A 25,063-nucleotide genomic window follows, 5' to 3' on the forward strand; every position below is an offset into this window, starting at 1 on the left:
CCGACGCTGCGGCATGCCTCGGAGCAGGTTGGCCACTGGAGATTTCAATCCCTCAGCGGGCTTACGCGGTGTTCCGACCTTGAGCTGCTGCTCTGCCTGGTTGGCTTGCTGGTGTATTTCAATCCCTCAGCGGGCTTACGCGGTGTTCCGACGAGGCCACAAATCCGAGTACATTCGCTGTCCAGGCATTTCAATCCCTCAGCGGGCTTACGCGGTGTTCCGACCTGGAGGCGGAGCGTATTCCGCGCAATCCTGCGTCGGTATTTCAATCCCTCAGCGGGCTTACGCGGTGTTCCGACGCTGAAGAGGCGCTGCATTGCACGGCATTGAGCCAGGATTTCAATCCCTCAGCGGGCTTACGCGGTGTTCCGACAGCCCCCTTTCTAGGGTAGCATCAGGAGCGGCGTCCGTCAAGCTGTTTCGAGCATCCCACAAAAGCGGTCAGCAGTGACCGGTTGTGCGCGGCCATGATGCCAGCCCCTGTGGTCCTGCGGTGGCTTGTGAGGCCCTTCGAGCATCGCTGCGTGGGAAGCCGGGTGCCGGGATGCTCGAAGCGAACGGCAACAGCGGCACCAGCGGCAGAGTGGGGTCTCGTGAGCAGCGCTTGACAGCGACTGCGGGGGATGGTAAGGTAGAGGCAGCAGTGTTCAGGAGGGCCCGATGGAGCAGCGGATTGCCGACCTGGAGCGGCGCGTCAGCGAGCTGGAGTTTGTCTACCGGAACCTGGCGAAGGATACGACCATACTCTATGGCATCCTGCGGATGGATTTGGATGCCCTCAAGGAGCGGACAGAGCGGATCGAGCAGCGTCTCGACACGCTGAGTGGAGAGGTCGCGCAGGTCCAGGTGCGCCTGGATCGCCTGGAGCAGCAGATGGACCAGCGGTTTGCCCAGGTGGACCAGCGGTTTGCCCAGGTGGATCAGCGGTTTGCCCAGGTGGACCAGCGGTTTGCCCAGGTGGATCAGCGGTTTGCCCAGGTGGATCAGCGCTTTGATCGCCTGGAGCAGCAGATGGACCAACGGTTTGCCCAGGTGGACCAGCGCTTTGATCGACTAGAGCAGCAGATGGGGCAGATTCTGACGCTGCTCCAGAAGCAACAAGGCAGCTAGCGTCAATCAGCACGAGGATGCCGCCTACGCCCGCTTAGGGATTGAAAGGCAGCGCCAGGGGATCAAACTCCGCATTGTAGGCCCAGATAGAGGCACAGCCCTCCAGGACCGCACACAGCTCCCCCCACCTCTCCGTCAAGGGCGGCGCATGCTGGAGCGCCTCATCGCTGATCCCGTGGAGGGCCCGCGCCCCTGGCGTCACAGGCGCATCCGGCTGGATCAGCGAACGAAAGAGCAGCTTCCCCTTCCCATCGATCACCGCGATCTCTCCCACTTGGAAGCCCGGGTCTTCGGGCAATCCTGTCGTCTCCGTGTCAACAATGGCAATGTCCCGGGCCAGCTCTTCCCGCAGTCAGGCCCGTATCTCCTGCTGCTGCTGGCGCACCCGTTGCGCTTCCTCACACACCCAGCAGAGCCGGAGCCGCCGGCGGCGGCGCCCAGGCTCAATCTTCCCCCCACAGCTCTCGCAGGTCAGCCAGCGACGCCAGCCCTCCCTTGCCCGTTCCAGCGCTTGCCGCTGCGCTTCCGTCAGCGCCTTGGCTGAAGCTGCCTCATGGACCCAGTAGAGCAACACCTGCCGGGGGCGCCCCGCCGATCGCTCATAGCAGCCCGCGGGCTGCTGGCCCGGGGCCAGGCGCAACCCCCGGCGGCGCAGGCCGGAGACGGTTGCCAGCCGCTCCCAGTCAATCTGGGAGTACGCGAACACCCGCAGACCCCCACACTCCGTCCGAGGCTTTGCCTGCCACGTTTTGTGGCAGACGGTACATCGCCATCCTGTGGAAATCCGTTCGAGCTGATGTTCTTGATATTCCTGATGTTCTGCCATCGCTGGTCTCTCCTTCTTCATGACTTCGGCGCCGTGCTTCCGCAGTCCGAGGAGCGACGCACGTCGTCCCTCGGGAGCGGCAGCGCGCAGGGGTGGGCATGAGATCCCTGTCGTGGGTCGGGAGCAAGGGAGTGGAGCTGTTGGAGGTGGAGGATCAGGGGATCAGCTCCTGCCAGTGGCTGGGTTCAGCGCACAGTCCTGCGCCACTGGGACACGCGCGTCGGGTCGCCTTGCGCCGAGGCGGCAGTCGATCCACAGAGGCAGCTAGCGCAGGTAGTGACGCAGCACCACCTCCACACGACGATGCCCGAGGGCCGACGCCACCGCCTCCACGGCTGCCCGATCATAGTCCGCTGGGCGCAGCCGGCCCCGAGCCGGTGGCAGCTCCCGTTCCGACAGCAGCCGATACAGCGCCTGCGCATACTCGCGCCGCAGGGCGTGCACGTCCAGATGGGACGGGATGCGTGCAAAGACCCGCTCCTCGGGCCGGCGCCCTGCCCACAGCCGTTGCAGCAGCTCCTCCACGCCCGGCAGCACGGGCGCCACCCGCGGGCGGCCTCCCTTGCCGTGGCGCACGAGCACCACCCCCGCTGCCAGGTTGAGATCCGCCACGCGCAGCGCCGCCACTTCTCGCCGGCGCAAGCCGGTTGCCCGCAGGAAGGTGATCAGCTCCTGCCAGTGGGCCGGGTTCAGGTCGTGATCCTGTGCCACCGGGCCACGCGAGCGCCGGATCAGCTCCCGCCGCCGTGGCGGCAGTGTGACCGAGGCGGCCAGCGCCCGATCACCAAAGAAGAGCCGCAGGGCGGAACGGGTCGTCGCCAGCGTCCAGGGCGAGAGGCCCGTCTCTATTCCCCGCAGCAGATAGGCCGTGGCCAGCTCCTCGGCGCGCGCGTCTACCTCGGCCAACCGGCGCAGCCCAGAGGTGGCCCGCGCCCACTTCAGGAAGCGGATCACCTGCTCCTGATAGACGGAGCGGGTCTTATAGGAATGGATGCGCCCCGTGGAGCAGGTCCAGGCGAGCTGCCCCTGCTGGCGAGCGGTCTGCTTGGCCGTATGCCGGCTCTCGCCGATGGCCATCAGGCCGTCGAGCCGCTCGATGGCTTCGCGGATCAGGCTCTTGCGATGCGTGGGCATGCTGCTCCTGGTGCTCCTGCGGTGCTGGCTGGTGGCTGCCAGGCCAGCTCGTGCTTCCTTTCACCGCACGACTTGCCATCCCACGAGTTCAACCGTGTCCGTCCCTCTGCAGGGCGGCGGCCCTGGGCTGTCCTGTTCCCTCTGGACAGCGAGCGGGGAGGGGACGAGTCCCCCGTTCTCTTCTGTCGCTCTGTTTAGACCGCGGTGAAGCTGTCTGGAGCGCGCGAAAGGGTGCGTTCCCTTCCTGGCATCCCTGGACAGCGAGCGAGCGGGTCACCGACCTGGCGAGAGCGGGGCTCAACCAGCGCAGGCCGGCTGCGGCTGTCCGTGTCAGGCTGGTGCGGTGCGGCGTTCCAGCGGAGCGGTCCCCTTGCGAGCCAGGTCAGGCCAGGCACAGCGCCAGGGGCATCGTCTGTTCCTGCCCTGGGTGGGAGAGTGCTCTGGGATCAGGGGGAAACGCCGGCGGCAGCGCTTCGCCTTCCCGAGGCCGCAACACATTCGCAACACTGCAAGCATACCCGCGCGACCCGGGAACCACGCGGGAACGAGAGGGGAACACCCTGGGAAACAGACAGGAAGGAAACGGGAACGCAGAGGAAAGGGGTCCGTCCCCGAGCAGGGGAGAGCAGGAATGGCTTTCAATCCCAGAGCGGGCTTAAGCAGCGTTCCGACTGTCGTGAGCAGCGGACGTCGAGTGCATCAAGCCGGTAAACTTTCAATCCCACATCGGGCTTAAGCAGCGTTCCGACATCATCCGCGGGATCGTCGGGATCTTCGCCGATCCGCTTTCAATCCCACATCGGGCTTAAGCAGCGTTCCGACAATGACGGCCAAGCAGCCGGGTCTACCCTCGTAGAGTCCTTTCAATCCCAGAGCGGGCTTAAGCAGCGTTCCGACTCAACGACTGCCGGACAGCAACCTTTTCTGGTCTCCTTTCAATCCCAGAGCGGGCTTAAGCAGCGTTCCGACCTTGAATCACCACCGCCCCACCTGATGAGGTTCCGTCTTTCAATCCCAGAGCGGGCTTAAGCAGCGTTCCGACGCGGCGAAAGCGGGTAATCGAGGTTACGCTCAGTCGCTTTCAATCCCAGAGCGGGCTTAAGCAGCGTTCCGACGTGAGATAGATAAGACAGGTGAGTTGGATAAGACACTTTCAATCCCAGAGCGGGCTTAAGCAGCGTTCCGACACTGCCGCTTGTCCTGACACAGCCCCGCCTCGACAGCACTTTCAATCCCAGAGCGGGCTTAAGCAGCGTTCCGACTGTGTATATCGTGGCTCAGACGGCTGCATTGCTTGCTTTCAATCCCACATCGGGCTTAAGCAGCGTTCCGACCCAAGGCATCCCCAAGACTTATTGAAGCCTTCTCCCCGGCTTTCAATCCCACATCGGGCTTAAGCAGCGTTCCGACTGCGTTCTTTGTCGGGGTGCACCGGCCTGGACACGGACTTTCAATCCCACATCGGGCTTAAGCAGCGTTCCGACCTATACGAGAGATAGTTAATGTGTGAAATGTGTAAACTTTCAATCCCACATCGGGCTTAAGCAGCGTTCCGACGCAGCCAGGGTAGTCGCTCACGACTAGTTTGCCTGACGACTTTCAATCCCACATCGGGCTTAAGCAGCGTTCCGACCCGCAAACGGCGCCGCGGGGGCCTGGGTCTGCGGAAGGCTTTCAATCCCACATCGGGCTTAAGCAGCGTTCCGACAGTCCCCTCTCTAGGGTAGCATCAGGAGCGGCGTCCGTCAAGCTGTTTCGAGCATCCCAAAAAAGCGGTCAGCAGTGACCGCTGTTATGCGGTCATGATGCCAGCCCTTGTGGCCCTGCGGCAGCTTGTGAGGCCCTTCGAGCATCGCTGCGTGGCATGCCGGGAGCCGAGATGCTCGAAGCGAACGGCCCGAGCGGCACCAGCGGCAGAGTGGGTCTCAGGAGCAGCGCTTGACAGCGACTGCGGGGGATGGTAAGGGAGAGGCAGTAGTGTTCAGGTGGGTCCGATGGAGCGAGCAGCGGATTGCCGACCTGGAGCGGCGCGTCAGCGAGCTGGAGTTTGTCTACCGGAACCTGGCGAAGGAGACGACCATGCTCTATGGCATCCTGCGGATGGATTTGGATGCCCTCAAGGAGCGAACAGAGCGGATCGAGCAGCGTCTCGACACGCTGAGTGGAGAGGTCGCGCAGGTCCAGGTGCGCCTGGATCGCCTGGAGCAGCAGATGGACCAGCGCTTTGATCGACTAGAGCAGCAGATGGGGCAGATTCTGACGCTGCTCCAGAAGCCGCGAGGTAGCAGGGCGGAAGACCGCTCTCGCCCGATGTGGGATTGCAATGAAATGAAATGAAATAAATGAGGAACAAAATCAGACGCGCCTGGTCATCTGAGACAGAGGAGAATGAGAAGAGAGCAGGCTGGAAGGAACAGCCAGGGAGAGAGAGGGAGCGGTGCGAGGAATGCAGCGCTCCCTCTTGAGCGGAAAGAGGTTGCAACGGTTCTGATCTCCTTGGGGGTTCTATTCTCCAATGCTAGAGGTTTCTGAAAGAGAAGAAAGAAAGCGCTGGCTGATGCGCCTGATGGTTTCATAGGAGACGTTGTAATCCTGTGCAACCTGTCGTAGAGGTTCCTGATGCTCAAGAACACGAGAAGCGATCACAGGCCACTCCTCGCGAGGGATACGAGGGTGAGGGGAAGGGGGAGCAGAGCGAGCGGTGGGCCTTGGCTGTGAGGGAGAAGCAGAGGGGAGAAGCGACTCCCCCGCCAGGGATTGCTGGAGGGTCTGAGCGAGGGGATGAGAAGGAAGGAGGAAAAGAGGGGCCACTGGTGAGAGAGAAATCGAAGCCCGTCGGTTCCGCTTTGGGTAAAATTCCAAGAATCCCCCTCTGCGACGAGATGAGGAGTCTTCGCGGAGGGGGATTCTCGTCTTCTCTTCTTCCTCCTCCTCTCCCTCTCTATCCATTCTCTCGGCTTGGTATCGCTCTGACCCCCTGAGTCTGCCCGCTTCCATCCCTGCCAGGCCGTGGCCCGCAGTCCATTGCCAGCCGTGCAAGAGCAATCGCGGTGGCTAGTGGCTCACACCGTGGACGCCTTGTATCAGACCAGCTGAGGCATCGTACGCCAGCCCCTGCCTGGGGAGGCATATCGTGGGAAGGAAGGAGATCGGAGAGAGAGGGGATCACCTGTCTCCTTTCGTACTCGAAGGAGGTCCCTGATGATACCCCTTCAAATACTGTCGGTGGAGTGCACTGAAAGGAGGAGTTTCCGTTTCAATCCTAGAGGGGCTTCTTCGCTGATTCTAACCGGCCCCTCCTCCAGGAGAAGCATCTGGAGCCGTCTCCGTCAAGACGGCAGTGTCTTGCGCATCAGGCGCAAAAGTTGCCATGAGCAAGGGGGCGGCATCTGTGATCACGACTAGAAAGCGCGTTGGCGCAGAGACGTTCTCTCCCAGAAAGGTGATGATCTGCCCATCCACCTGCGGAGCAGGTCCGATGCTGACAAGGCGCGGAACCACTCCACGGGCCACCGCCGCCCAGAGCTCAGGTGCTAACGCGGCCAGCTCTTGGAATCCTCCCATCAGGCCGAGCCGAAGCCGTGCGTGGGCGATGATCGGTCTGGGGGCGACCGGTGCATACTGCTGTGGTTCCCCTGGCTTGCACCTGATGCGGACCACAGCCTCCTTTGCCTCTAAGCGATCCAGAGTCTGGTAGACCATCGAACGTCGAACACCAAAGACAGTGCAGTGCTGAGTTGCGAGCCATTGAGGGGATGCTGGCACAGCAGGCCAAGGTAGCACTGGGCTTCGTATTGGGTAAAGCCAAGCTGTTGCAAGAGGTCAATCAGGGAATCCGGTTGCGCCATCTCTCTCCTCGGGCCTCTTGCTCGATCAGTGAGGGCGTGCTACTCGATGCCGTCGTATGTTGTTAGTCTAATGACATCATTGTGCTTCCGAGGCTACAGAGCGCAACAAGAAGCCGTCCTACCACGTGGTGGTTTCCTTGCGTGGAAAACTATGCCGGGCTCCTGCACGGGCGCGACATCCTGGTGCCAGGGGCACCTGAGAGAGCAGAGCGTCGGAATCTCTCCGACAAGCTGGAGAGAGGGCCGCTTCGGCCAGGCTCCCGTGCATCTGTGCTATCCTCACCATCAGCCAGAAGATCAGCGGAAAGGCACAGCCTGGCGAGGCCAGATCGTACAGCAGTAGAGCCGTGTCCCTGCCCAGGCCGGGCTTCAGGAAGGCCGCGTCGGTATCATAACAGGGTCTTCCTGTCTGCTCGCCCGCCTGCCCGTCTCCACGAGAGCGGACTCCCAGACAGCCGCATTGCTCCCGCGTGCCGCTGGCGGCCTCAGCGGCCAGGTCTTCTCTCTCCGCATCCGTTTCCTGCGGAGAGATCTCCGCTTCTTCCTGGTAGGTAAAGATTTCAGCGTAGTGCTCCCACTCAATGATCGTTTGCAGCTGAGCCTCTGCCTCCCCCTCACTGGAATGCTCATGCAAGCGTTCGAGATAGTGCTCCGCATCCACCCGCTGCCAGGTCTTCCGCAATGCGGCGCAGCAGGGCCACAAGTGCCAGGGCCTGCTGGCGGAAGAGTTGCTTCTCCTCCTGGACATCGGCCTCGGTATCGGATGGCAGCGGTGCAGAATGCCGGGCTGGCTAAGGCATCTTGTGCGTAGGGAAAGGAGCCGTCGGAGATGATGAGCAAGACTTTGCGGCATGGCTCAAGGAAACGACGGGCTGCCCTGTCCAGCGCCTCCTGAATCGAGACGGGCGAAGCAGGCCAACAGGCGGCGCTGAAGGCGACGCCTGGCTGATTCGTGCAGGGCCTGTTCAACGTAGTCCACCATTTCACCAAAGGCGTTGGCCACAATGACCGTCTGCTCGAAGACCGTGCCGGCGACTGTTGCCATTGCGATGGAGAAGCTGCTGGAAGCGCGCCAGATCAGCCTGGCGCGTGACAGAGGCCGACCTATGGGGAAGGTGCTCAAGGCAGAATTACGCGCGCTATACCGTCCCCCAGCTCTGGAGCGTCCCCGCGCTATGTCGTCCCGGCTCTATCCTGCCGGGCTATGTCGCCTTTGCTTCGCCCCGGCACCGGCAGCAAGCCGTGGAACCAGGCGAATAGGATGAGAGCGTAGCCCGAACCCATTAGCGTTGGCCAGCGGAGCCAGGCTCCCAGGTGCGTCACGCAGGTGCCGAGCATGCGCATGGCGACCACTGTCGGCGTCATATGGCGTTTCAGGTAGGCCCCTGCTGCAGAGCGTCGATACGGTTCCAGGTCGACCAGGCGCATGATCAGGAAAGAGGCCACGATCGGTGGCACTATGGCGATCAGCAGGCCGCTCAGCAGGCGCCGCTGCCAGCAGTAGTAGATAGAGATGATCTCGGCGCTGATATCTGTCAGAAGTTTCAGCGGGTGGATCTGGTGATACAGCGCTTTCTCACGCGGACTCATAGGTGGCGGATCTCCTTTGTTTTTGGAGCGTGGCAAGCAGTAGGAGATGCTCCACGCACCAATGGTAATGGTATAACAGCTATGCCTGCTTGTCAACAGCGGTCACTACCGATTCTACAGGCAGCTCGGGCTGACCAGCGTTGGTCAGGACCCTACGGTCTGGCCTCGTCTGCTGGGTTGCGTCGCCTTGCGTCGCTCTGCCCGTACGATAATAAGGCCGCGGCGTTTTCTCGCTGGACTGGCCTCGGGAAGTGATGGAGATGCTGACAGCGCTGATGGATCTGCTAGCGGATGATGCCCTGATGCGCCAGGATGCCTCCAGCCAGGATCTCTTCTCTGGCCGCCAGCCTCTACCGACCTCCCCTTCAGTGAGACAGCCGCGCTGTTCAGGCAGAGCGAGCGTCGGCGAAGGGGACAGACTCACCTCGTCACCGTCAGCTGCAGCTGACTGTCGGGGCGGGGTGCGTATGCTCTCATCAAGCTGACGCCAGGTCACTTTGCGCGTGGGCGGGCTCCTTGCCCTTCTCACCTCTTTACGCATCACAAAAGCAACCATGCGATAATAAGCTCCTCTCCAAAGAGGATACGCCATAGATGCGCAGGAAATTCCTCCGTATCTTTCCTGCTCCCCTTTCAGAGAGCACCCTGGGGAGAAGAGAAGAAGGGCATCTGAGCGTTACGTCGTCCCGGCTTACCGTGCCTGCTTTCCTCTTCTCTTCCTCTCAATTCAGAGGAAAATCGATTACACTTGACAGGTAGAGCTATTCTTGTTATACTCTTAGCCAGCAGGAACCTTTTAAGGGAGAGTGATCATAACAGGAGGCATGGACGCAGTGCTGCACCTGTAGTAGCTTTCTCCATGCGAACTGCGTTGAGGCTGTCGGTGTCAGGCAGGACGACGTTGTTTGCAAAGGTCCTTTATTTTCCTGGTACTTGAATGCCAATCATTCCTGAAGCCTGACCCCCACCTTGGTCATTCCCCTTCTCAGATGCTACAGCTCTTGTCGCTTGCTGCTGTCGAGAAAGGCTAACAGGAAGGAGCAATTACTGACGGCCTGCTTGCCTCTTTCAAGGAGAGGTCCTGGTTGCCAGCGTAGCCCAGGTGCAGGCAGATCCTTTTCCACGCGCTGCTTTTCTCCCCTGCTTCCCGAGACGTCAGCTTGTTTTGTCCCTCGCACGTGCTCGAGTCTGGAGCCAGGGATAGGGGAGACCGCCAATCCAGAGGAATAGCCTACCCGTGTGGTAGATGCGACAAAGGAGGAAGCGGTGTTCTCTCAGAAGCGTTGCGACCCGCCAGGGAGAACACCGCCCGCGGAGGAGCCTCCGCATAGCTTCAGTATACCATTGTGGGGGCTTCTCCTGTCTTCGGTAGAACTACAGAGTAGCTCTTTTTGCGCTGCTGAGGGATCAGCGGTTCTGTCTGGTCTCTTCCCCTTTTGCTCCGTGCGGAGCCAGCGCAGAGCGCACGAGGAAGGAGAGAGCCTGTGGGGCAATCACGACCTGCAGGGAGCCTGACCGTACGGAGGCGTCTCAGCCTGCGGAGCATTGTCTATGCCCTCATGCTTGTGCTTGTCCTGCCCAGCCAGACGCTCGTCGACTGGAGCACTGTCCCCCTGCCCCACTCTGCTGCCAGTGTGCCGCATGGGGCGCCATCGCGTCCTCATCGCGTGAATCCAGGAAGTGGAGCCGCCTCCCATCCGCGCGTCGTTGCTCCGGCTCCGCCCGGCAACGCTCCCGTTGGGGCGCCGCAGCAGATGAAGCGCAGCCTGCGCATGCCTATGCAGCCAGGGAGCATTACACTGAGCGCTGCCACAGCGAGCAGCTTTCGTGGCAGCGATGGCCGCTTCGAGGTCCAGATCCCAGCGGGGGCCATCAGCGCTCAGGACCTCAACCAGGCTGGTGGCTCCATCTCCCTGCGCGTCACCCAGATTGCGCCGCCTTCCGGTTCCAACGCCGGGGGCAGTGGCCAGTTTTCGCTGGGTGCCTACCTGCTCCAGCTCGTTGACGCCCACGGCCGGCTGCTCAATCATGGGCTGCGCCAGCCGGTGCAGGTTCGTTATCATCTCCTGCCCAAAGAGCAGGCTCTCCACCTGGAGCATGCCTATCTCCTCCTCAATGGTGGGGTCGCCGATGACGCCCTGCGTATCCAGGGAGTACTTTGGCTATGACGTGCTGGGGAGTCTGGTGGTCGCCCTGGATAGTGGAAGAAACGTAGCAGGAACGCAGTTGTACGGGCCGTATGGGAACCAGCGGTACACGACGGGGAGCCTGCCGACGAGCCTGGGCTACGCGGGGCAGCGAGCGGACAGTGTGACAGGGCTGGACTATGATGTAGCCCGCTATTACGATCCAGTGGTGGGGCAGTTCCTGACGGCGGACACGGTACAGGGGAACGAGCAGGGGCAGGACCCGTCTGCGTCCGTGGGAGGCAACCCAGAGACGCGGACCGATCCGACGGGACACTATTATACGACACTGGATAACAGTGGCCCGATTGGGCGGATCTTCTCCTCGGATGGAGGCCGAACAATGACGATTTCTACGCATGACCCGCTTGTAGATAAGGAGCCTATCACAAAGACTATGCCCAGGCACTCGAACCCCTCGAAGCCGACGCGTCCAAACCTGCGGCCCAACCCATGTGGAGAACTCTCTGTCTGTCACGGACCCATGCGCAATCCTGGCACCTCCTACATGCGTCAAAGCGGCCTGAGCAGTACAGGAGACAGTCTAATAGCCATCGGAAAGAAAGGTTTGGAGGATGTATGGTTCCATCGTTTGGTGGATATGCTCCGTAACTGGTTTTTGCCCGAATTGATGATATGCGTGCACAGGTCAATTGGCCCTCGCTTCTAGGAGGAGTAGCCCTCAGTATGGCGGGCTTGATCATGGCAAACGGGACAGTCGCTTTTTTGGTGGGAGCAGCCGGGGCGATAGCCACAATTGCTTCTCAAATGGGGGGAGAGGCGGTCCAGTTCAATTCGAAAGAGGAGGTCCAAGAGTTCTTCAATATCTGGTATGATACTGTCTTCTTCCCGCAGCTGCAGCGGCCAGATGCTGACAACATGATCTTTGTCCTGTATGAAACGGATACCTATGCGACCGTGCCTGTTTACCGGTATGAGTATGCTCCAGGTTGGGGGCACGTTCCGTTTCGCATTCAGGTAGGAACGGAACTTGATTATGGAACCATTGAACAGGCTGAATTTACGCTGTACGCGGTATCTCGCTAAGGAGCATCCGATGCGTGGAAAGCGGCAGGAATGCAAGCATGCTTTGGGAAAACTACTGGTATGTGCAATATTGCTGGTAGTGAGCCTGCTGGGCTGCCAGCAGGGGATGGCGACCGTGCCGTTAGAAACGGCTCCCTGTGCTGCGGCCCAGCTGCAGGTGCACGTCACCGGACTGGCTGGGCCTCTTGCCAGGAGTGAGGTGGCAACGCTCTATGTAGGGGGAGGGACCTGGCTCTATGCACTGGATGCCGGCAGTGGATTCCCACGCTGGTGCCGGGTGCTGCAGTGGAGGGGACCCTCCCAGCAAAACCCGTTAATGGGGTTCGGCGCCATCAGGCATGTCGGGCAAGAGCTGTTCGCGGGCATACAGTATGGCTATCTGCTGGGGCTGGATGCGCAAAACGGGGCGGTGCGCTGGGGGGTAGAGATGGAGGCGGGTTCAGAGTTCTGGATGGAGCCGGCGGTGGATGAGGGAGCCGGGCAGGTCTATGGGGTGGGTTTGTCAGAAGTGAAGGCGCTGAAGCTGAGTGATGGGCAGGAGCGGTGGAGCTATCGGCTGTCGCAGAAGCGAGCTGACCGGACCACAACGCTCGTCCATCTGGCGCCAGTGGTAGGGGAGAAGGTGGTCTATGTAGTGGGGGATGATCTGGGGACGGTGGAGGGAAGGGCCTCGACTGTGGTGGCGCTGGATGTGAGCACAGGGAAACCGCGGTGGACCCGGAGCATTCCGGAGGGGAGAGCCGAGACGTATCCGTTGCGGGTGCCGCAGGCCCTGCTGCTAGGGGAAGGAGTTCTCTGCCTGGATGTGAACGATGAGATCATTGGAATGCGTGCTAGCGATGGGCGGCAGCTCTGGCAGGTGAACAGCTCGCAATGGGGGGACTACCAGCTGATTGGGGTGGGACAGGGCAGGCTGTATGTGGCGAAAGAAGGGAAGCAGGAGGGGAAGATACAGGTGAGTGGGCTGCGGCTGGAGGATGGACAGGTAAGCTGGTCGGTCGAGCTGGCGGGAGAGTTCGATCGATTCGCGGCACCGCTGCAAGGACTGATGGAGGGGCAGGTGTTGTATCTGGTGGATGGACAAGGGGGGGTGGAGGCGCTAGATGGGCAAAGCGGGCGAGTGCTCTGGCAAAGGAGGGTGGTAGAGGGGAGTGTGGGAGGGTTGGTTCCCTCCCGGCTGGTGATAGGTGAAAGAGATGTTTATGTGATGACTATGCAAAGGGATGAAAAGGATCAATTTATGCTGAATGTGCTAGATAAGTACAGCGGGCAGGCGAAATGGAAGGTGGAGCTGCCATTGCCTGTGGTGAAGGGATGGATACTTCCGGTACTGGCAATGTGAGAAAAGCGAACGCGCAAGGCAGGGGCAGGACCCGTCTGCGTCCGTGGGAGGCAACCCAGAGACGCGGACCGATCCGACGGGACACAGGTACGTTCCTATTGCAGATCCTCTGGATGACACTGGGTCAGCGCCGGCGCCGGTGGTTGACGTGGATCAGGCAGGAGCCTGCAATTCGACAGTGTGCTACCAGCCGAATGGAACGGAGATCCTGCGCAGCACACGGCAGCCTGTGGTGACACCACCTCACACTGGACCATCACAGTCGGGAAAGGGTCAGCAGCCCGGCTCGAAGCAAAATCCCCATCCCCGAAAGAAGCCATGGTGTCTCCTGGTGTGCGGAGGAGTGCAGAATTGGTGGTCATTTACTGGAGCTGCAGCTGAGACACTGGGTAGCCTTGTTGCATTAGGAGTGCTTATAACTGGATTTATGGGAGCCCAGGCTACAACAGGTGGAGCTGTGACATTTTTAGCGAACTTTGTGTTGAGTGCAGGAGCGACATGGGTCCGATCAGTGATAGATGGTATTCAAGGAATAATGGATAGCTTTGCTGAGCATGATCCTGGTCTTGACCTCGTAGTGGATGGTGCCAGGCTAGGAAATGACTATGTTAACGTATATCTTCCCTATGCGCAAAGCCATGATCCATCGGCTGGGTGGAATACGAACATGTGGTGAAGGCCCCATTAGGGAAGAAGACAAAGTGATGCTTTTCTACCCAAATAAAAAAGGAACATTTAGCAATCTAAGATGACTTTCAAGTAGGAGGTGGAAAGAAATAGTCGTATCTGCAACACCAGGTTGCTTGCTCGGGTTGCATGCTTACTTGCTAGGCACATACCCGGTCCTGGGGTGTCCAGTTGACAGAGAGCCCGGTGCCAAGCAAGCAAGATTGGAAAGCGGCTCTGGCTCAGGTGGGCTGGAGGATAGGAAAGGAGAAGACTGGCTGCGATGAACGGCGAGACGGAACCTGCTCAGAAAGAGGAACTGTCTCTATCCTATGGGTGCTGGCTCTCCATGGACAGCGCCTTACTCATAGGGGCTCAGCTCGTGGCTGCTATCTACCGGGTGTTCTGGGGAGTGTTTGGAGCGTTGGTGCTGCAATTGCTCCTGTTGCAGCACTACGAGCACCTTGGTCAGAGAGCAGAGTCGCAGGGACAGGCAAGGCTGGCAATGTGGCGGGGGCAGCTGGGTCTGATGATCGGGGTCATGGTGGTGGAGATGGCCATAGGGGGGCTGGTTGCGTTGTCCCCAGGGACATGGATCTTTGGGATGTCCTTCTGGGTGCCCCTGTGGCCGTTACCGCTCTCCTTCTTCCTGGTGGAGGGGGTCAAGGCCCTGGCCCTGGGGGGGGTGGTCAGTCTAGGGTGGACAAGCCTGGCGCTCATGGGGATGGTCTCCTGGCAACCCCTGTTGCCGCTCTGCTTTCTGGCGGAGGGGGTGGTGGCCCTGGTAGCATGGGGACTGGCGAGAGTGCTGGTGGCCTGGCTGTATGAGGTGGCGCCAGACGAGGAAGTGGGGGCGGTGCAGAGGGGCGACGGGGGAGATGGGGAGGCAGAGGCGGAGCGGCTGGTGCTGGTTGGTGGTCCGTGTCTTGTGTGGTTGCTGGGAGCGTTGGTGTGGGGAGACTGGCCGCCTGCCGGGCCACATCTGCCCCGCTGGCTATGGGTGGGAGAGCAGGCGCCGGTGGGAGCGTTTGTGATAGGGCTGCTGGTACTGGAGCTGCGCATGGGCTGGCGGCTGGTGCCGGAGCTGGTCCGCCTGAGCAGGTGGGTGCTGCCGCGCTGGTGGCGTTGGTGGCGAGCCACAAGAAGGGGAGCCAGGAGCGTTGGCTCGCTGGTGCTCTGGTTGCTGGCGGTCGTCGTGGGGGTGGGTGGCTCGCTGTGGCTGGAGCAGGGGCTGCTCTGGCAACTGAGTCTGGGCGTGCTGCTGGTGGGGCTGGGAGCACTGGGGTTCCGTTTGCTGGTCTGGTTCTCGTGTGGTGAGCGCCGTGCGCGTTTCTGGGGGTCCCTGACGCGAGGGGGGATCTGGGTGATGGTGCTGGGAAGTGGAGGGTTCTTCGCGCTGGCGATGATACAGATCTGGTTCAATCTCTGGCCTGCCAGCGTGGGGCTGGCGCTGCCTGGGGGTGGCTGGCAGGTGGGGATGGAGGTGCTGCTGCTGCGGCTGGCCTTCTGGTGTCTTGCTGGCGCAAGTGGCAGATCTGGGAGCTGGTCCGGTGCAGGCGGCAGGAAGGAGAGCCCAGCTCGATGGTGAGAGAGAATATAGCGTTGGGGTGAGGCGTTCAATCCGCCTTGAGAAGGCTCCTCTGCTCTGGACCCCGGATTCGCAAGGAGCGCTTGCCTCCCTGGCCTGCTTCTGGTGGAGCTGTGAGGCAGGGGCTTGGGGCACAATGGTGCTGGCCTGTTGACCAGGAGCTGCTCTATGAAGGAGAGATCAGGGAGGGAGCGCATGAAGCAGCGAGAGCGGTTACGAGGCCAGCGTGTCAAAGAACGTCAATGGCTCCGGATGGTGACCATGACGATCGTGCTTGGAGGCAATAGCCTGCTTCTGTTGCTGGTCTGGAGACATTGGTCGTTGCTGCAGTGTGTCTCTGGGCAGCCCTGTCCTCTCCTGGAAGGTGCTTCCTTCCGATTGGATACCAGCATTGACTGTCGAGTTTTAATCTCAGGGAGCGGGCGCCACAGGCATGCTGACCTCGTAGCCCGTGTCCTGCAGGTTAGGGAAGCCCGGTTTTAATCCTACTTCGGGCGAGAACGGCCTTCTGACAGCCCTCTTTCTAGCGGAGCATCAGGAGCAGCGTCCGTCAAGCCGTTTCGATGCTCCCAACCAAGCGGTCAGCAGTGACCGTTTCCATGCGGCTCTGATGCCAGCCACGCTGGCCCTCCAACGGCTGGAAGACTGTTCGAGCATTCCACGCAGCAATGCTCGAAGCAAACGGCAGGAGCGGGAGCAAGAGCGATCGCCTGAGAAAGGCGCGATGGTGCAGCAAGGCAACCAGGCCATTTGCTCCACCGCTGCGCTTCCCTGCTCGGGGATGGAACCCCTTCCCTCTGCGTTCCCGTTCCCTTCCCAGGGTGTTCCCCTCTCGTTCCCGAGTGGCTCCCGGGTCGCGCGGGTCTGCTTGCGAGCAGTGTGAACGTGCTGCGGCCTCGGGAAGGCGAAGCGCTGCCGCCGGTACTTCCCCCTGATCCCAAGAGCACACTCCCACCGAGGGCAGGAACAGGCGACGCCCATGGCGCTGTGCCTGACCTGACCTGGCCCGCAAGGAGGACAACCCTCTGGAGCGCCGCCCCATTCTGACTCAGACAGCAGCGACCTGCCTGCGCTGGTTGAACCCCGCTGCGCTCCCGCCAGGTCGCTGTCCTGCTCGCTCGTCCGCTTGCTGTTTAGGGATGTCAGGAAGGGAAGGCATCCCTCCGCTCCCCACAGACGGCTTCCACGCGGTCGAAACAGAGCGACAAGAGAACGGGGGACTCGTCTCTCCCCGCTCGCTGTTCAGAAGGGAAAGAAGCCATGCTGTTCCCCTTTCTGCGTTGGTGGACCGCTCTCTCACTGGCTGATCACTCGTGGTGATCGTGACCTCCCCACCAGCGACTGTTTTCCCGAACCCTGTCGCCTCTGCCTTCTCATCCCGAGCCATCGCCGTCACCCCTTGCCGAGGCGAGGCAGGTCCCTCTTGCTGCCGCTGTTGCCGCTGCTGCCGTTCGCTTCGAGCATCTCGGCTCCCGGCTTCCCACGCAGCGATGCTCGAAGGGCCTCACAAGCCACCGCAGGGCCACAGGGGCTGGCATCATTGCCGTACAAAAGCGGTCACTACTGACCGCTTTTTTGGGATGCTCGAAACGACTTGACGGAGGCCGCTCCTGATGCTACTCTAGAGAGGGGGCTGTCAGAACCGCGCTTAAGCCCGTTGAGGGATTGAAAGCTTTTCTAAGTGTATGTTCCCTAATAAATGTGATAATCGTCAGAACCGCGCTTAAGCCCGTTGAGGGATTGAAAGTCACGGGCGGGGCAATTGGAAGTCGTCTCAGTTGATGAGTCAGAACCGCGCTTAAGCCCGTTGAGGGATTGAAAGGCCGCAATCGCTGCTAAGGGAGAGATCTACCATCGTCAGAACCGCGCTTAAGCCCGTTGAGGGATTGAAAGCGACTCATCATCTCAGATTGTGGTGCCTCCTGTGCCAGAGTCAGAACCGCGCTTAAGCCCGTTGAGGGATTGAAAGAAACCCGCCTTATCAAAGCTCCCTCAGATTCATCCATGTCAGAACCGCGCTTAAGCCCGTTGAGGGATTGAAAGGATCATGCGCGCGATAGTGGATGCCCTGTCGATTGCGTCAGAACCGCGCTTAAGCCCGTTGAGGGATTGAAAGGGTTCGCCGATATTGGTACGTCGATGGGGTCTTTTTAGTCAGAACCGCGCTTAAGCCCGTTGAGGGATTGAAAGCCCGAATCGGCGGATGTATGCAGCGATGACCTCAGACCTGGTCAGAACCGCGCTTAAGCCCGTTGAGGGATTGAAAGGCAGCGCGCTGCGCGGCGAGAAGCGCCAGCCGGCGGATGTCAGAACCGCGCTTAAGCCCGTTGAGGGATTGAAAGTTTCCTATTGCCCCCTATATATATTATGGTATCATATTGTCAGAACCGCGCTTAAGCCCGTTGAGGGATTGAAAGCACGCTGGACATCCAGTACCCAGAACCGTCCATCTTCCGTCAGAACCGCGCTTAAGCCCGTTGAGGGATTGAAAGATGGCACGTGAAATTGAACGCCTGTATCGGCGAGGTCAGAACCGCGCTTAAGCCCGTTGAGGGATTGAAAGTCCATGCGAGGGAGCCACTGAAAACCCATTGTGGTCAAGTCAGAACCGCGCTTAAGCCCGTTGAGGGATTGAAAGGCTTCTGCGGTCTCGCCGCTGCTGACTGGAGGCCGAGGTCAGAACCTCGCTTAAGCCCGTTGAGGGATTGAAAGGTAACGACCGAGCGCTACTTACGGTCGCTCCGTCCCGTCAGAACCTCGCTTAAGCCCGTTGAGGGATTGAAAGTGGCCAGTCCAATCGGATATCTGGCCTGGTCAGCTATCGTCAGAACCGCGCTTAAGCCCGTTGAGGGATTGAAAGCCCTCGCTTTCCCTTGCAAGGGAAGTGTCGCACTGAAGTCAGAACCTCGCTTAAGCCCGTTGAGGGATTGAAAGCCCTCGCTTTCCCTTGCAAGGGAAGTGTCGCACTGAAGTCAGAACCTCGCTTAAGCCCGTTGAGGGATTGAAAGGCAAACCGGCTGGGTCCGACCACTCACTGATCCGGGTCAGAACCTCGCTTAAGCCCGTTGAGGGATTGAAAGTGGCTGTGCCGATGGCCGCCGCTGTCACCGGCAAGGTCAGAACCTCGCTTAAGCCCGTTGAGGGATTGAAAGTCGACTTGCACGGGCGTGATAGACCGTGCCAGTTGACGTCAGAACCTCGCTTAAGCCCGTTGAGGGATTGAAAGTCATAATCTTACAATAAAACTCTAACACTAATAACGTCAGAACCTCGCTTAAGCCCGTTGAGGGATTGAAAGACCAACGAGGCGCTCCTGAAATCGCTCGACGAGAGCGATCGAGTCAGAACCGCGCTTAAGCCCGTTGAGGGATTGAAAGCTTGAAATGAATACCGCACGCAACTACTCTGTTTCCGTCAGAACCGCGCTTAAGCCCGTTGAGGGATTGAAAGACCTCGTCCCAGGTGCCGCCCGGGCCGAGGATCTCGCGGTCAGAACCGCGCTTAAGCCCGTTGAGGGATTGAAGGGCCAGCTCCTCCAGTCGGCGCCGGATCTCGGAGTCATGTCAGAACCTCGCTCAAGCCCGTTGAGGGATTGAGAGAAGGGATTGAAACCATCGGCACAAACCGGGCGCGCCCGGCAAGCCTGGCCTCGCTCTACGACGAGACCAGGCTTGCATCAGAAGGCCGCTCAAGCCCGCTAAGGGATTGAAACAGTGGAGAAAGGGCTGGTGTTTTCCTGGTTGGAAGAGGATACAGAGCAGTGGCCTGACCGATCGCCCCCTAGGAAAAGTAGAGGCGCTCTTCGCGTGGTGGCTCGCCCCCCACGGTGACAACGCGCTTCACACAGGCCTGGCAGAGAGGATAGATGCGGACACTATCCTCCCGCTCATTCAGGTGAGCTGCCAGGCGCGCACGGAGCAGCACAAGCTCTTTCCTGGTCAGGAAGCACTCGAATACCGAATACTGGGTCCATTTGCCAAAGCCACAGAGGAGCTTGTGTACACGAGCGCGGCGCCGATCATCAGCGATATCGTAGGCAATGACATAGCAGCAAGTATCATGGGGTCCCATACGGTTACCTCACCAGGAACGGCTGATAGTGCGCGATCTCCCCAGTCAGGTACTTGGCCAGCAGACGCGCCTGCAACTCAAGGCAGCGCATGTAACTCACGCGATAGCCGAACACGGGATGGGTAATTTCCTCGTGAAAGCGCTCTTCGAGGGCAGCTAAAAAGCGCTTTTTTGGCTCTTTCTTGAGGCGATACGTGCCAAACAGCTCCTCGAAATCGTCTCGTCTCACCATGTGCTTATTCAGCAATTTCACCACGACGGAGTCGACGATGAGGGGACGAAACTCCTCCATGAGATCGAGGGCCAACGCCGGACGACCATAGCCACTACTGTGGAGATAGCCGATATAGGGATCAAAGCCAACCAGCTGGACCGCCCCCGTGAGGCGGTTCGCCAGGACGGTGTAACCATAACTCAGCAGGGCATTGACGGGATCGGTCGGGGGACGCCTGGTGCGGCCCGGAAAGCGCCAGATGTCAGGCTCCACCAGCATCTGCGGAAAAGCAGCGTAGTAGAGGGCGCTGCCTTGTCCTTCGAGGCCTAGCACCGTTTCCAAAGGGGTGCCACCGATCCCATGATCACCTGTGCTGAGACGGGGCAGTGAAGAAGAGGAGACCGCTGCAGGCAGCTTGTGGAGCGACTCGATGATTGCCGCGAGATCCTTCAGGACCGCAGGTGACTGATTGGGAAAGCGCCGCTGGAGCAGACGCCGCTGATTCGACAGTTTCCCTCTGACAAAACAGGAGGCCAGCAAGAGCCGCCGCTGCAGATCGTGATGGGCCTGATGCTGAGCAATCCGCAAGAGCGCATTTTTCGAAGCCTCTGGAATCAGCGATCCCTGGAAACTCCCGTGCTCCCGCACGAAGTGCACAGGGATCTTGCGCTCTAGCAAGAGGTCTAGCGCAGCTGCTGTCAACGTGACATCTCCCATCACCACGACCTCATCCACCTTGATGAGAGGTATACGTTTTTTGATCAAAGCCGTTTTCTGTTCTCCATCGACCAGACGTTGCTCAGGAATGTGGATCAACAGGCAATCTTCCGTGTCTCGTTTTACCAGGCTATGGGCCTCCATCAGATAGAGCGTAGACACCTTCCGCTCCTTTCCTTTATTCACTCGATTACCATTGATGATAAGTAGTGGCTTTTCAGAAGATTTCAAGCAGAGATTTCGTCGCATTTCCCCGCTCTTGTTGTTCCTGGAGAGCGCGGACCTCCTCAGGTAAGCAGATCGGTAACAGACTGCAGTCGCGGCAACGCCTGGCAGTTTTCCCCTGAAGCGGAGCCGGTGGGCGCGGCTCTCTGGCCAGCGCCAGAGCAAGCTGAATACTTTCCAGGGTTTTCTGACGGAGCTCGGGGAGAAACAGAACCTGCTCACGTCGTCGTGAACCAAAGTAAAAAAGGTAGCCGTGCGAGAGCGGCGCCAGGTGCGGGAGATATTCCTCCAGACAGAGAGCTTGAGCGCAGAGCTGGATATGGTCGTTGAGCCAGCGTCCCTCTCGCCCACGCTTGTATTCGACAGGCACCAGCTTGCCCGCCTCCTCTTCAAGCGCGTCCAGGTAGCCAGCTATGTGCAGGCGCTCGCTAGCGAGATAGAGGCGGTGGATGCGTTCCACACCTTTCTCGGCAAATACTGCAGGCTGATCTACCCGTTGGTGCAGGAGCTGACCCTCTAGCACCAAAGCATTCACCAGCATTTCTGCCTGAACATACTCGTAGTAGAAGCGTCTTGGACAATACTCCAAGGCATTCAGCGCGGAAAAGGGAACCATTATCTGCTCCCGTAACTCAAGGGAGCTCGGAGTGGTGGGCGACTGCATCTTCCTCCCTCACTGGTTCATTGGCGATCAAGCGCACTGGCCACAGTATCGCTGGCAGACGGTAGCTCCGCTGGCGAAAGGACGTTCAGGCAGCGCGTCTGCCCCATACCCATTGCCGTTTTGTAGCCCACCCCACTGAAGAGGGCCAGGCGAGCAAGTGAGGTCAGCCAGCGCGCTTGTGCTGCACCCCTCGGCCCTTTCACTTCATAGGTGATGCGTCCCAGAAAGCCCGTCTGTCCAAAGCGACTGGAGGGCAGGTACTGGGTGCGAAGCTCGTACTGAGACACAATCAGATGGTCTGCACACCAGTCAGCGATCTCTTGGGGGGTCAGACCAGCGGCAGCCAGGCGCAGGCGCTCCGGAGCGAAGAGATCCCAGGAACGTGCCAGACTTTCGAAGACAGCAGCCGGCTCAGGAAAGAGCGTCAGCAGCTTCCCCCAGGAGCGCTGCCCTCTGCTAAAGGCGGTGGGACTGGCGAATTCAAAGGCATAGTGCTCCTGAACCTCCTGCTCGCGGGCCAACTCCTCGAAGGAAGTGACGGCTACCCACGATGGCCCCTCATGTGTCGGATCAGGAGCAGCCAGCATACGTGTCACGAGAAGCGGTGTCTGCTCAACGGTCAGAGAGAGCTGCCGGGCCTGTTGAAGACAGGCCCGGAGAATAGCCTGTACCAGTCGCTCATCTAAGAGGGTCAGACGCAGCCAGTAGCGTTCCCCTGGTCGCACAGGCACTGGTTGCAGGTGGCTGGTGGCAATCTGTAGCTCCTTCACACTGAGCTGGCGGAAACCCCAGAGCAAACTGAGGGTGTAGGGGCGACGCTGGTTAGGCTGGTGCAGCCAGGCCGACAGTTCAGGGTCAACCTGGCGCACCAACTGCAAGAAAGCCGCCTGGAGCTGCGGGCCACAACTGGGCGTCAGCCAGCCCGGCTCTACTGGCTCTAGCCGCAGCAACATCGAGACCAATGGACCCTGTTCATCGCCGATAGATGCTGAAGACATAGTTCTCCTCCTCTCTCTTGCTCATTGCTCAGCACACTGCTCTCTGCTTTTCTCGCTGACTACGGCTGGCTGCGCGAGGCCGTGCCGCTCTGTCTCTGTACTCTTCTTCCTTGTGCTGCCTCTCGCTTTCGCCTTAGAAGAAGAGCGGATCGCTCTCTCCCTGCTGTCCTCGCCGTCGATCACGCTCCAGGGCCCAGCGAGGGATCTCCGCCGCAAGCTGCCAGGCGAGTGGACCCAGCACAGCCTGGTAACGCGCCGTCCGATCAGCGAAGGAGATGTCCAGCGCCACAGGGAAGAAGCGCGCTTTCTGGCGCAGCGCTATGAGCCAGGCGACAGTACTGCTCTTCTCTGCGGCCACGAAGGCAGGAACAAAACGCTCCTGGAAACAGCTACGCACGCAGGCAGGGAGACCGGTATCATCATTGATGAACTGCGGTCGCAGGCCCCAGAGGGCAGCAGGCCGGTAGGCCCACGCTGCTTCCCACTCTGCTTGTGAGTGCTCCGGCACCTCCAGACGCAGCCCCACCTGTCGCGGTTTCTCGCGTAAGGTCTGCAGGCGGCAGAAAAGGACCACCTCCTCCGGGATGCTGACCTGCCGCTGCTGCTCCTTGGGGAAGCAGGCCCGCTGCCAGTCCTGGGCTGTGGAATAGAAAGTCGCATCATAGGAGCGCAGAATGTGGAAGAGATCATAGGAGGTCACGTCCTCGTCTGACAGCCAGTGCTGGGGATCGAAGACCAGCACCTGGGGCGTCTCGAAGCCCTCGCGAAAGGTCCAGCGGGCATGCTCTCGAAAGTAGATGCTCAGATCCTCTTTGAGCCAGAGAAGCGCCTCCCGACTGCTCCGAGGCCGCTCTTGACGCTTCTGGAGTATAGCCAGGATGCGCTTCTCGAAGGCCCTCAGATAGGGGATCAGCGGGTCATCCTGCTTCGGCTCCCGTCTGTCGAGGAGAGCGGCGAACCGCTCAAAGGCGGCAGCGGGAATATGGGTGAAGCCTCCATAAACCTCGGCCCGTTCTTCATACTCCCTCAGCCAGGCGCGTAACTGACGATAGGTCAATGGGCGCTGGCGCTGTCCCTCTTCGCCGACAAACAACTGCTGCAGATCCTGCAAAAAGCTGTCGAGCAGGGGCAACTCCTCATCTGCCATCCCCTGACCCAGCAGCCCGAGTGTGCGGAAGAATTCCGCGATCACGCCGCTGCGCACATAGGCGGTCAGATCCTGCCGCGTCGGCATCTGGGCCGCCAGCTTCGCCAGTGTCGCCCGGTCAATCGTCTTCCCATCCCTGGACGGGTCAGGGCGGCTTTCTGACGCAGCATTCCCTCCTCCCAGATGGCCCTCGAAGAGCCGATAGGTCTCCTGGTCCACAACGACCCAGGCACGGCAGGGGCCACAGTCCTCTCCTGCAGGCAAGGCCAGGACCCTCCCAACGCGACCCAGGCGCTGGAGCAGTTCATCGCCCGACCAGGCGTCGAACAGCAGGAAGTCGAGCGAAGGCCGTGGCTTGCCTGTAGCGGTGGGAGGGATGCCCTGCCCTGCTCGCGTGCGCTCAAAGTTGTAGCCAATATCTACTGTGGGCGTGGCCAGAATCAATTGGCACTCGCGGGCCTCCTCACGTGCCTGAGTACCCTGGGGACCAGTAATGCGGCCAATACGCTCGCCGGCGGCTGGCCAGCGCGCACGTAGCTCGCGATAGATCAGATTGATGGTGCGCAGCGAGTTGGAGAGAATGGCCCCTTCGACGGGGAAGCCATCGGCAGGCTGGGCCTCCAGGAGCTGGCGCAGCCTCGGCCACAGGTGCTGAGCCAGACTCAGCAGTGCATCGCCGGTCTGACGCTGGGTGCCCTGGCCTCCGCCCAGCTCGCCAGCACTGTAGATCTCCAGCTCAACAGCGGTCAATGCTCGTACCGGTCGCACTTTGTCCGCCCACGCCTCGGGGACAGGGTCTTGTGGCTCAATCCACTCGGTCTTGATCCCGAGCTGCTCTAGAAAGCGGCGCATTGCTGGCGAAGGGGTGGCCGTCAACAGACAGATCTGGCGAGGGCTGTCGAGGGCATCGGAGTTGCTGAAGTAGCCGCAGAAGGCAGACAGCTTCAAAAAGAAGAGGAAGGCGGCGAGTTGCCGGGGACTGTAGTAGTGGACCTCATCGATGATCACCAGGCCAAAGTTCCGCAGCAGATCGGTCAGCAGCTCCCCGCGGTCAAAGCGATTGTAGGAAGCGGTCAGGATGTAATAGAAAATGTCGGGGTTGGTCACAAAGATGGTGGCCTGCGCCGTCGAGACATCTTCCTGCCGGGCCGTGACCGGATCGCTGAGCAGCTGACGCAGGTGCCAGCCACGCCGAGACCGCTCTTCAGCAGGCAGCTTCTGCCAGCTCTTCTGCAGATGGTCGCGCGTCACGGGGATCACCTGGTAGGGTAGTCCATAACGCCGACAGAACTCGCTGGCGCTGCGCACGTGTTGGTCGATCAGTTCGTTGGTGGGGGCGATGAATAAGGTGTCCCCCAGGCGCGGCGTCAACTGGTCCAGGCCGATCTGGCGCACACGCCCCAGTAAGCGCAGCAGAGCCCCCAGGGTTTTGCCTGTGCCGGTGGCATGGGTATTGATCACCAGCGGCGCGCTAGCCTGGTACATGCGCCACTGATGGTAGAGGAGCCGGCTCTCCTCCTCTGGTGAGGCGCCACCGCTCTGGCCTGCTCCCTGTTCTGGCCTGGCGGGAGGGACGGAACCGGTGAGGGCGAGCGGGTGCTCGCCCAACCAGAGGCGCTCGTCGTACGGCTGCACGGTGACGGTCAGCATGGGGTCTGGTCTCCTTCTTGCTTGACTGCTCTGCCCATAT

At 60.4% G+C, this 25,063-nt stretch carries 20 protein-coding genes and 2 CRISPR repeat arrays; of the genes, 7 read left to right on the forward strand and 13 right to left on the reverse strand.

Annotated features, from left to right (window positions below):
• Positions 1 to 660 precede the first annotated feature (660 nt).
• Complete coding sequence (locus BGC09_RS19140) at positions 661 to 1,110, forward strand: hypothetical protein (protein ID WP_069805823.1); 450 nt, start codon at positions 661 to 663, stop codon at positions 1,108 to 1,110.
• 34 nt (positions 1,111 to 1,144) lie between these two features.
• Here the strand turns inward: BGC09_RS19140 and BGC09_RS19145 are convergent, their stop codons facing one another.
• From BGC09_RS19145 to BGC09_RS19155, 3 genes are all read right to left on the reverse strand, one after another.
• Positions 1,145 to 1,462, reverse strand: coding sequence for a 3'-5' exonuclease (locus BGC09_RS19145; RefSeq protein WP_084659123.1), 318 nt, complete (start codon positions 1,460 to 1,462; stop codon positions 1,145 to 1,147).
• Positions 1,463 to 1,816, reverse strand: a complete 354-nt coding sequence (locus BGC09_RS19150; RefSeq protein WP_141727861.1) for a hypothetical protein — start codon at positions 1,814 to 1,816, stop codon at positions 1,463 to 1,465.
• A gap of 384 nt (positions 1,817 to 2,200) precedes the next feature.
• Positions 2,201 to 3,070 carry a tyrosine-type recombinase/integrase gene (locus BGC09_RS19155; RefSeq protein ID WP_069805826.1) on the reverse strand — a complete coding sequence of 290 codons (870 nt, stop codon included), beginning with the start codon at positions 3,068 to 3,070 and terminating at the stop codon, positions 2,201 to 2,203.
• Positions 3,071 to 3,705: 635 nt separating this feature from the next.
• A CRISPR array of direct repeats spans positions 3,706 to 4,778; the repeat unit is 37 nt; unit sequence CTTTCAATCCCACATCGGGCTTAAGCAGCGTTCCGAC.
• Between the two features lie 269 nt (positions 4,779 to 5,047).
• On the opposite strand from BGC09_RS19155, the gene BGC09_RS19160 reads away from it, so the two are divergent.
• Entirely contained in the window at positions 5,048 to 5,407 is a 360-nt protein-coding gene (locus BGC09_RS19160) for a hypothetical protein (protein ID WP_069805827.1), read from the forward strand.
• Between the two features lie 948 nt (positions 5,408 to 6,355).
• Here the strand turns inward: BGC09_RS19160 and BGC09_RS19165 are convergent.
• The 5 genes from BGC09_RS19165 to BGC09_RS19180 form a co-directional block, all read right to left on the reverse strand.
• Positions 6,356 to 6,730 carry a phospholipase D-like domain-containing protein gene (locus tag BGC09_RS19165; RefSeq protein WP_069805828.1) on the reverse strand — a complete coding sequence of 125 codons (375 nt, stop codon included), beginning with the start codon at positions 6,728 to 6,730 and terminating at the stop codon, positions 6,356 to 6,358.
• A 14-nt stretch (positions 6,731 to 6,744) separates the two neighbouring features.
• On the reverse strand, positions 6,745 to 6,918 hold the full coding sequence (locus tag BGC09_RS23570) for a helix-turn-helix domain-containing protein (RefSeq protein ID WP_084659124.1): 174 nt from the start codon (positions 6,916 to 6,918) through the stop codon (positions 6,745 to 6,747).
• A gap of 118 nt (positions 6,919 to 7,036) precedes the next feature.
• Entirely contained in the window at positions 7,037 to 7,771 is a 735-nt protein-coding gene (locus BGC09_RS19170; RefSeq protein WP_084659125.1) for an AAA-associated domain-containing protein, read from the reverse strand.
• 3 nt (positions 7,772 to 7,774) lie between these two features.
• A complete protein-coding gene (locus tag BGC09_RS19175) occupies positions 7,775 to 7,963 on the reverse strand; it encodes a hypothetical protein (RefSeq protein ID WP_069805830.1) in 189 nt (62 codons plus the stop codon).
• A 128-nt stretch (positions 7,964 to 8,091) separates the two neighbouring features.
• Positions 8,092 to 8,508: a hypothetical protein gene (locus tag BGC09_RS19180; RefSeq protein ID WP_069805831.1), complete on the reverse strand. Its 417-nt coding sequence runs from the start codon at positions 8,506 to 8,508 to the stop codon at positions 8,092 to 8,094.
• Between the two features lie 1,484 nt (positions 8,509 to 9,992).
• On the opposite strand from BGC09_RS19180, the gene BGC09_RS23005 reads away from it, so the two are divergent.
• The 5 genes from BGC09_RS23005 (at position 9,993) to BGC09_RS19210 (ending at position 15,337) form a co-directional block, all read left to right on the forward strand.
• Complete coding sequence (locus BGC09_RS23005; RefSeq protein ID WP_069805833.1) at positions 9,993 to 10,676, forward strand: hypothetical protein; 684 nt, start codon at positions 9,993 to 9,995, stop codon at positions 10,674 to 10,676.
• Positions 10,639 to 11,364: an RHS repeat-associated core domain-containing protein gene (locus BGC09_RS23575; RefSeq protein ID WP_176728981.1), complete on the forward strand. Its 726-nt coding sequence runs from the start codon at positions 10,639 to 10,641 to the stop codon at positions 11,362 to 11,364. Before BGC09_RS23005 ends, BGC09_RS23575 begins: the two co-directional genes overlap by 38 nt.
• A gap of 17 nt (positions 11,365 to 11,381) precedes the next feature.
• On the forward strand, positions 11,382 to 11,741 hold the full coding sequence (locus tag BGC09_RS19200; protein ID WP_069805835.1) for a hypothetical protein: 360 nt from the start codon (positions 11,382 to 11,384) through the stop codon (positions 11,739 to 11,741).
• Between the two features lie 10 nt (positions 11,742 to 11,751).
• On the forward strand, positions 11,752 to 13,083 hold the full coding sequence (locus tag BGC09_RS19205; protein WP_069805836.1) for an outer membrane protein assembly factor BamB family protein: 1,332 nt from the start codon (positions 11,752 to 11,754) through the stop codon (positions 13,081 to 13,083).
• Positions 13,084 to 14,032: 949 nt separating this feature from the next.
• Positions 14,033 to 15,337, forward strand: coding sequence for a hypothetical protein (locus tag BGC09_RS19210; protein ID WP_069805837.1), 1,305 nt, complete (start codon positions 14,033 to 14,035; stop codon positions 15,335 to 15,337).
• A 1,635-nt stretch (positions 15,338 to 16,972) separates the two neighbouring features.
• Positions 16,973 to 18,936: a CRISPR direct-repeat array (repeat unit 37 nt; unit sequence GTCAGAACCGCGCTTAAGCCCGTTGAGGGATTGAAAG).
• A gap of 181 nt (positions 18,937 to 19,117) precedes the next feature.
• On the opposite strand, the gene cas2 is transcribed toward BGC09_RS19210, so the two are convergent.
• From cas2 to cas3, 5 genes are all read right to left on the reverse strand, one after another.
• Positions 19,118 to 19,408, reverse strand: coding sequence for a CRISPR-associated endonuclease Cas2 (cas2, locus tag BGC09_RS19225; RefSeq protein ID WP_069805840.1), 291 nt, complete (start codon positions 19,406 to 19,408; stop codon positions 19,118 to 19,120).
• Positions 19,409 to 19,412: 4 nt separating this feature from the next.
• A complete protein-coding gene (gene cas1d, locus BGC09_RS19230) occupies positions 19,413 to 20,501 on the reverse strand; it encodes a type I-D CRISPR-associated endonuclease Cas1d (RefSeq protein ID WP_176728982.1) in 1,089 nt (362 codons plus the stop codon).
• A 55-nt stretch (positions 20,502 to 20,556) separates the two neighbouring features.
• Positions 20,557 to 21,180: a CRISPR-associated protein Cas4 gene (cas4, locus tag BGC09_RS19235; protein WP_069805841.1), complete on the reverse strand. Its 624-nt coding sequence runs from the start codon at positions 21,178 to 21,180 to the stop codon at positions 20,557 to 20,559.
• A gap of 65 nt (positions 21,181 to 21,245) precedes the next feature.
• A complete protein-coding gene (gene cas6, locus BGC09_RS19240) occupies positions 21,246 to 22,226 on the reverse strand; it encodes a CRISPR-associated endoribonuclease Cas6 (RefSeq protein ID WP_069805842.1) in 981 nt (326 codons plus the stop codon).
• Between the two features lie 133 nt (positions 22,227 to 22,359).
• Positions 22,360 to 25,023 (reverse strand): type I-D CRISPR-associated helicase Cas3', encoded by a 2,664-nt coding sequence (cas3, locus tag BGC09_RS19245; RefSeq protein ID WP_069805843.1) that lies wholly within the window; start codon positions 25,021 to 25,023, stop codon positions 22,360 to 22,362.
• Positions 25,024 to 25,063: the final 40 nt, after the last annotated feature.

Origin of the sequence: Thermogemmatispora onikobensis (assembly GCF_001748285.1) — a bacterium.
Taxonomy (GTDB): domain Bacteria; phylum Chloroflexota; class Ktedonobacteria; order Ktedonobacterales; family Ktedonobacteraceae; genus Thermogemmatispora; species Thermogemmatispora onikobensis.

Bases quoted from the DNA above. Each gene is read 5' to 3' on its own strand.
- BGC09_RS19140 (WP_069805823.1), top strand. From the start codon at position 661: ATGGAGCAGCGGATTGCCGACCTGGAGCGGCGCGTCAGCGAGCTGGAG.
- BGC09_RS19155 (WP_069805826.1), bottom strand. From the start codon at position 3,070: ATGCCCACGCATCGCAAGAGCCTGATCCGCGAAGCCATCGAGCGGCTC.
- BGC09_RS23570 (WP_084659124.1), bottom strand. From the start codon at position 6,918: ATGGCGCAACCGGATTCCCTGATTGACCTCTTGCAACAGCTTGGCTTT.
- BGC09_RS19170 (WP_084659125.1), bottom strand. From the start codon at position 7,771: ATGCCGCAAAGTCTTGCTCATCATCTCCGACGGCTCCTTTCCCTACGC.
- BGC09_RS19175 (WP_069805830.1), bottom strand. From the start codon at position 7,963: ATGGCAACAGTCGCCGGCACGGTCTTCGAGCAGACGGTCATTGTGGCC.
- BGC09_RS19180 (WP_069805831.1), bottom strand. From the start codon at position 8,508: ATGAGTCCGCGTGAGAAAGCGCTGTATCACCAGATCCACCCGCTGAAA.
- BGC09_RS23575 (WP_176728981.1), top strand. From the start codon at position 10,639: ATGACGCCCTGCGTATCCAGGGAGTACTTTGGCTATGACGTGCTGGGG.
- BGC09_RS19200 (WP_069805835.1), top strand. From the start codon at position 11,382: ATGGCGGGCTTGATCATGGCAAACGGGACAGTCGCTTTTTTGGTGGGA.
- BGC09_RS19205 (WP_069805836.1), top strand. From the start codon at position 11,752: ATGCGTGGAAAGCGGCAGGAATGCAAGCATGCTTTGGGAAAACTACTG.
- BGC09_RS19210 (WP_069805837.1), top strand. From the start codon at position 14,033: ATGAACGGCGAGACGGAACCTGCTCAGAAAGAGGAACTGTCTCTATCC.
- cas2 (WP_069805840.1), bottom strand. From the start codon at position 19,408: ATGGGACCCCATGATACTTGCTGCTATGTCATTGCCTACGATATCGCT.
- cas4 (WP_069805841.1), bottom strand. From the start codon at position 21,180: ATGGTTCCCTTTTCCGCGCTGAATGCCTTGGAGTATTGTCCAAGACGC.
- cas6 (WP_069805842.1), bottom strand. From the start codon at position 22,226: ATGTCTTCAGCATCTATCGGCGATGAACAGGGTCCATTGGTCTCGATG.
- cas3 (WP_069805843.1), bottom strand. From the start codon at position 25,023: ATGCTGACCGTCACCGTGCAGCCGTACGACGAGCGCCTCTGGTTGGGC.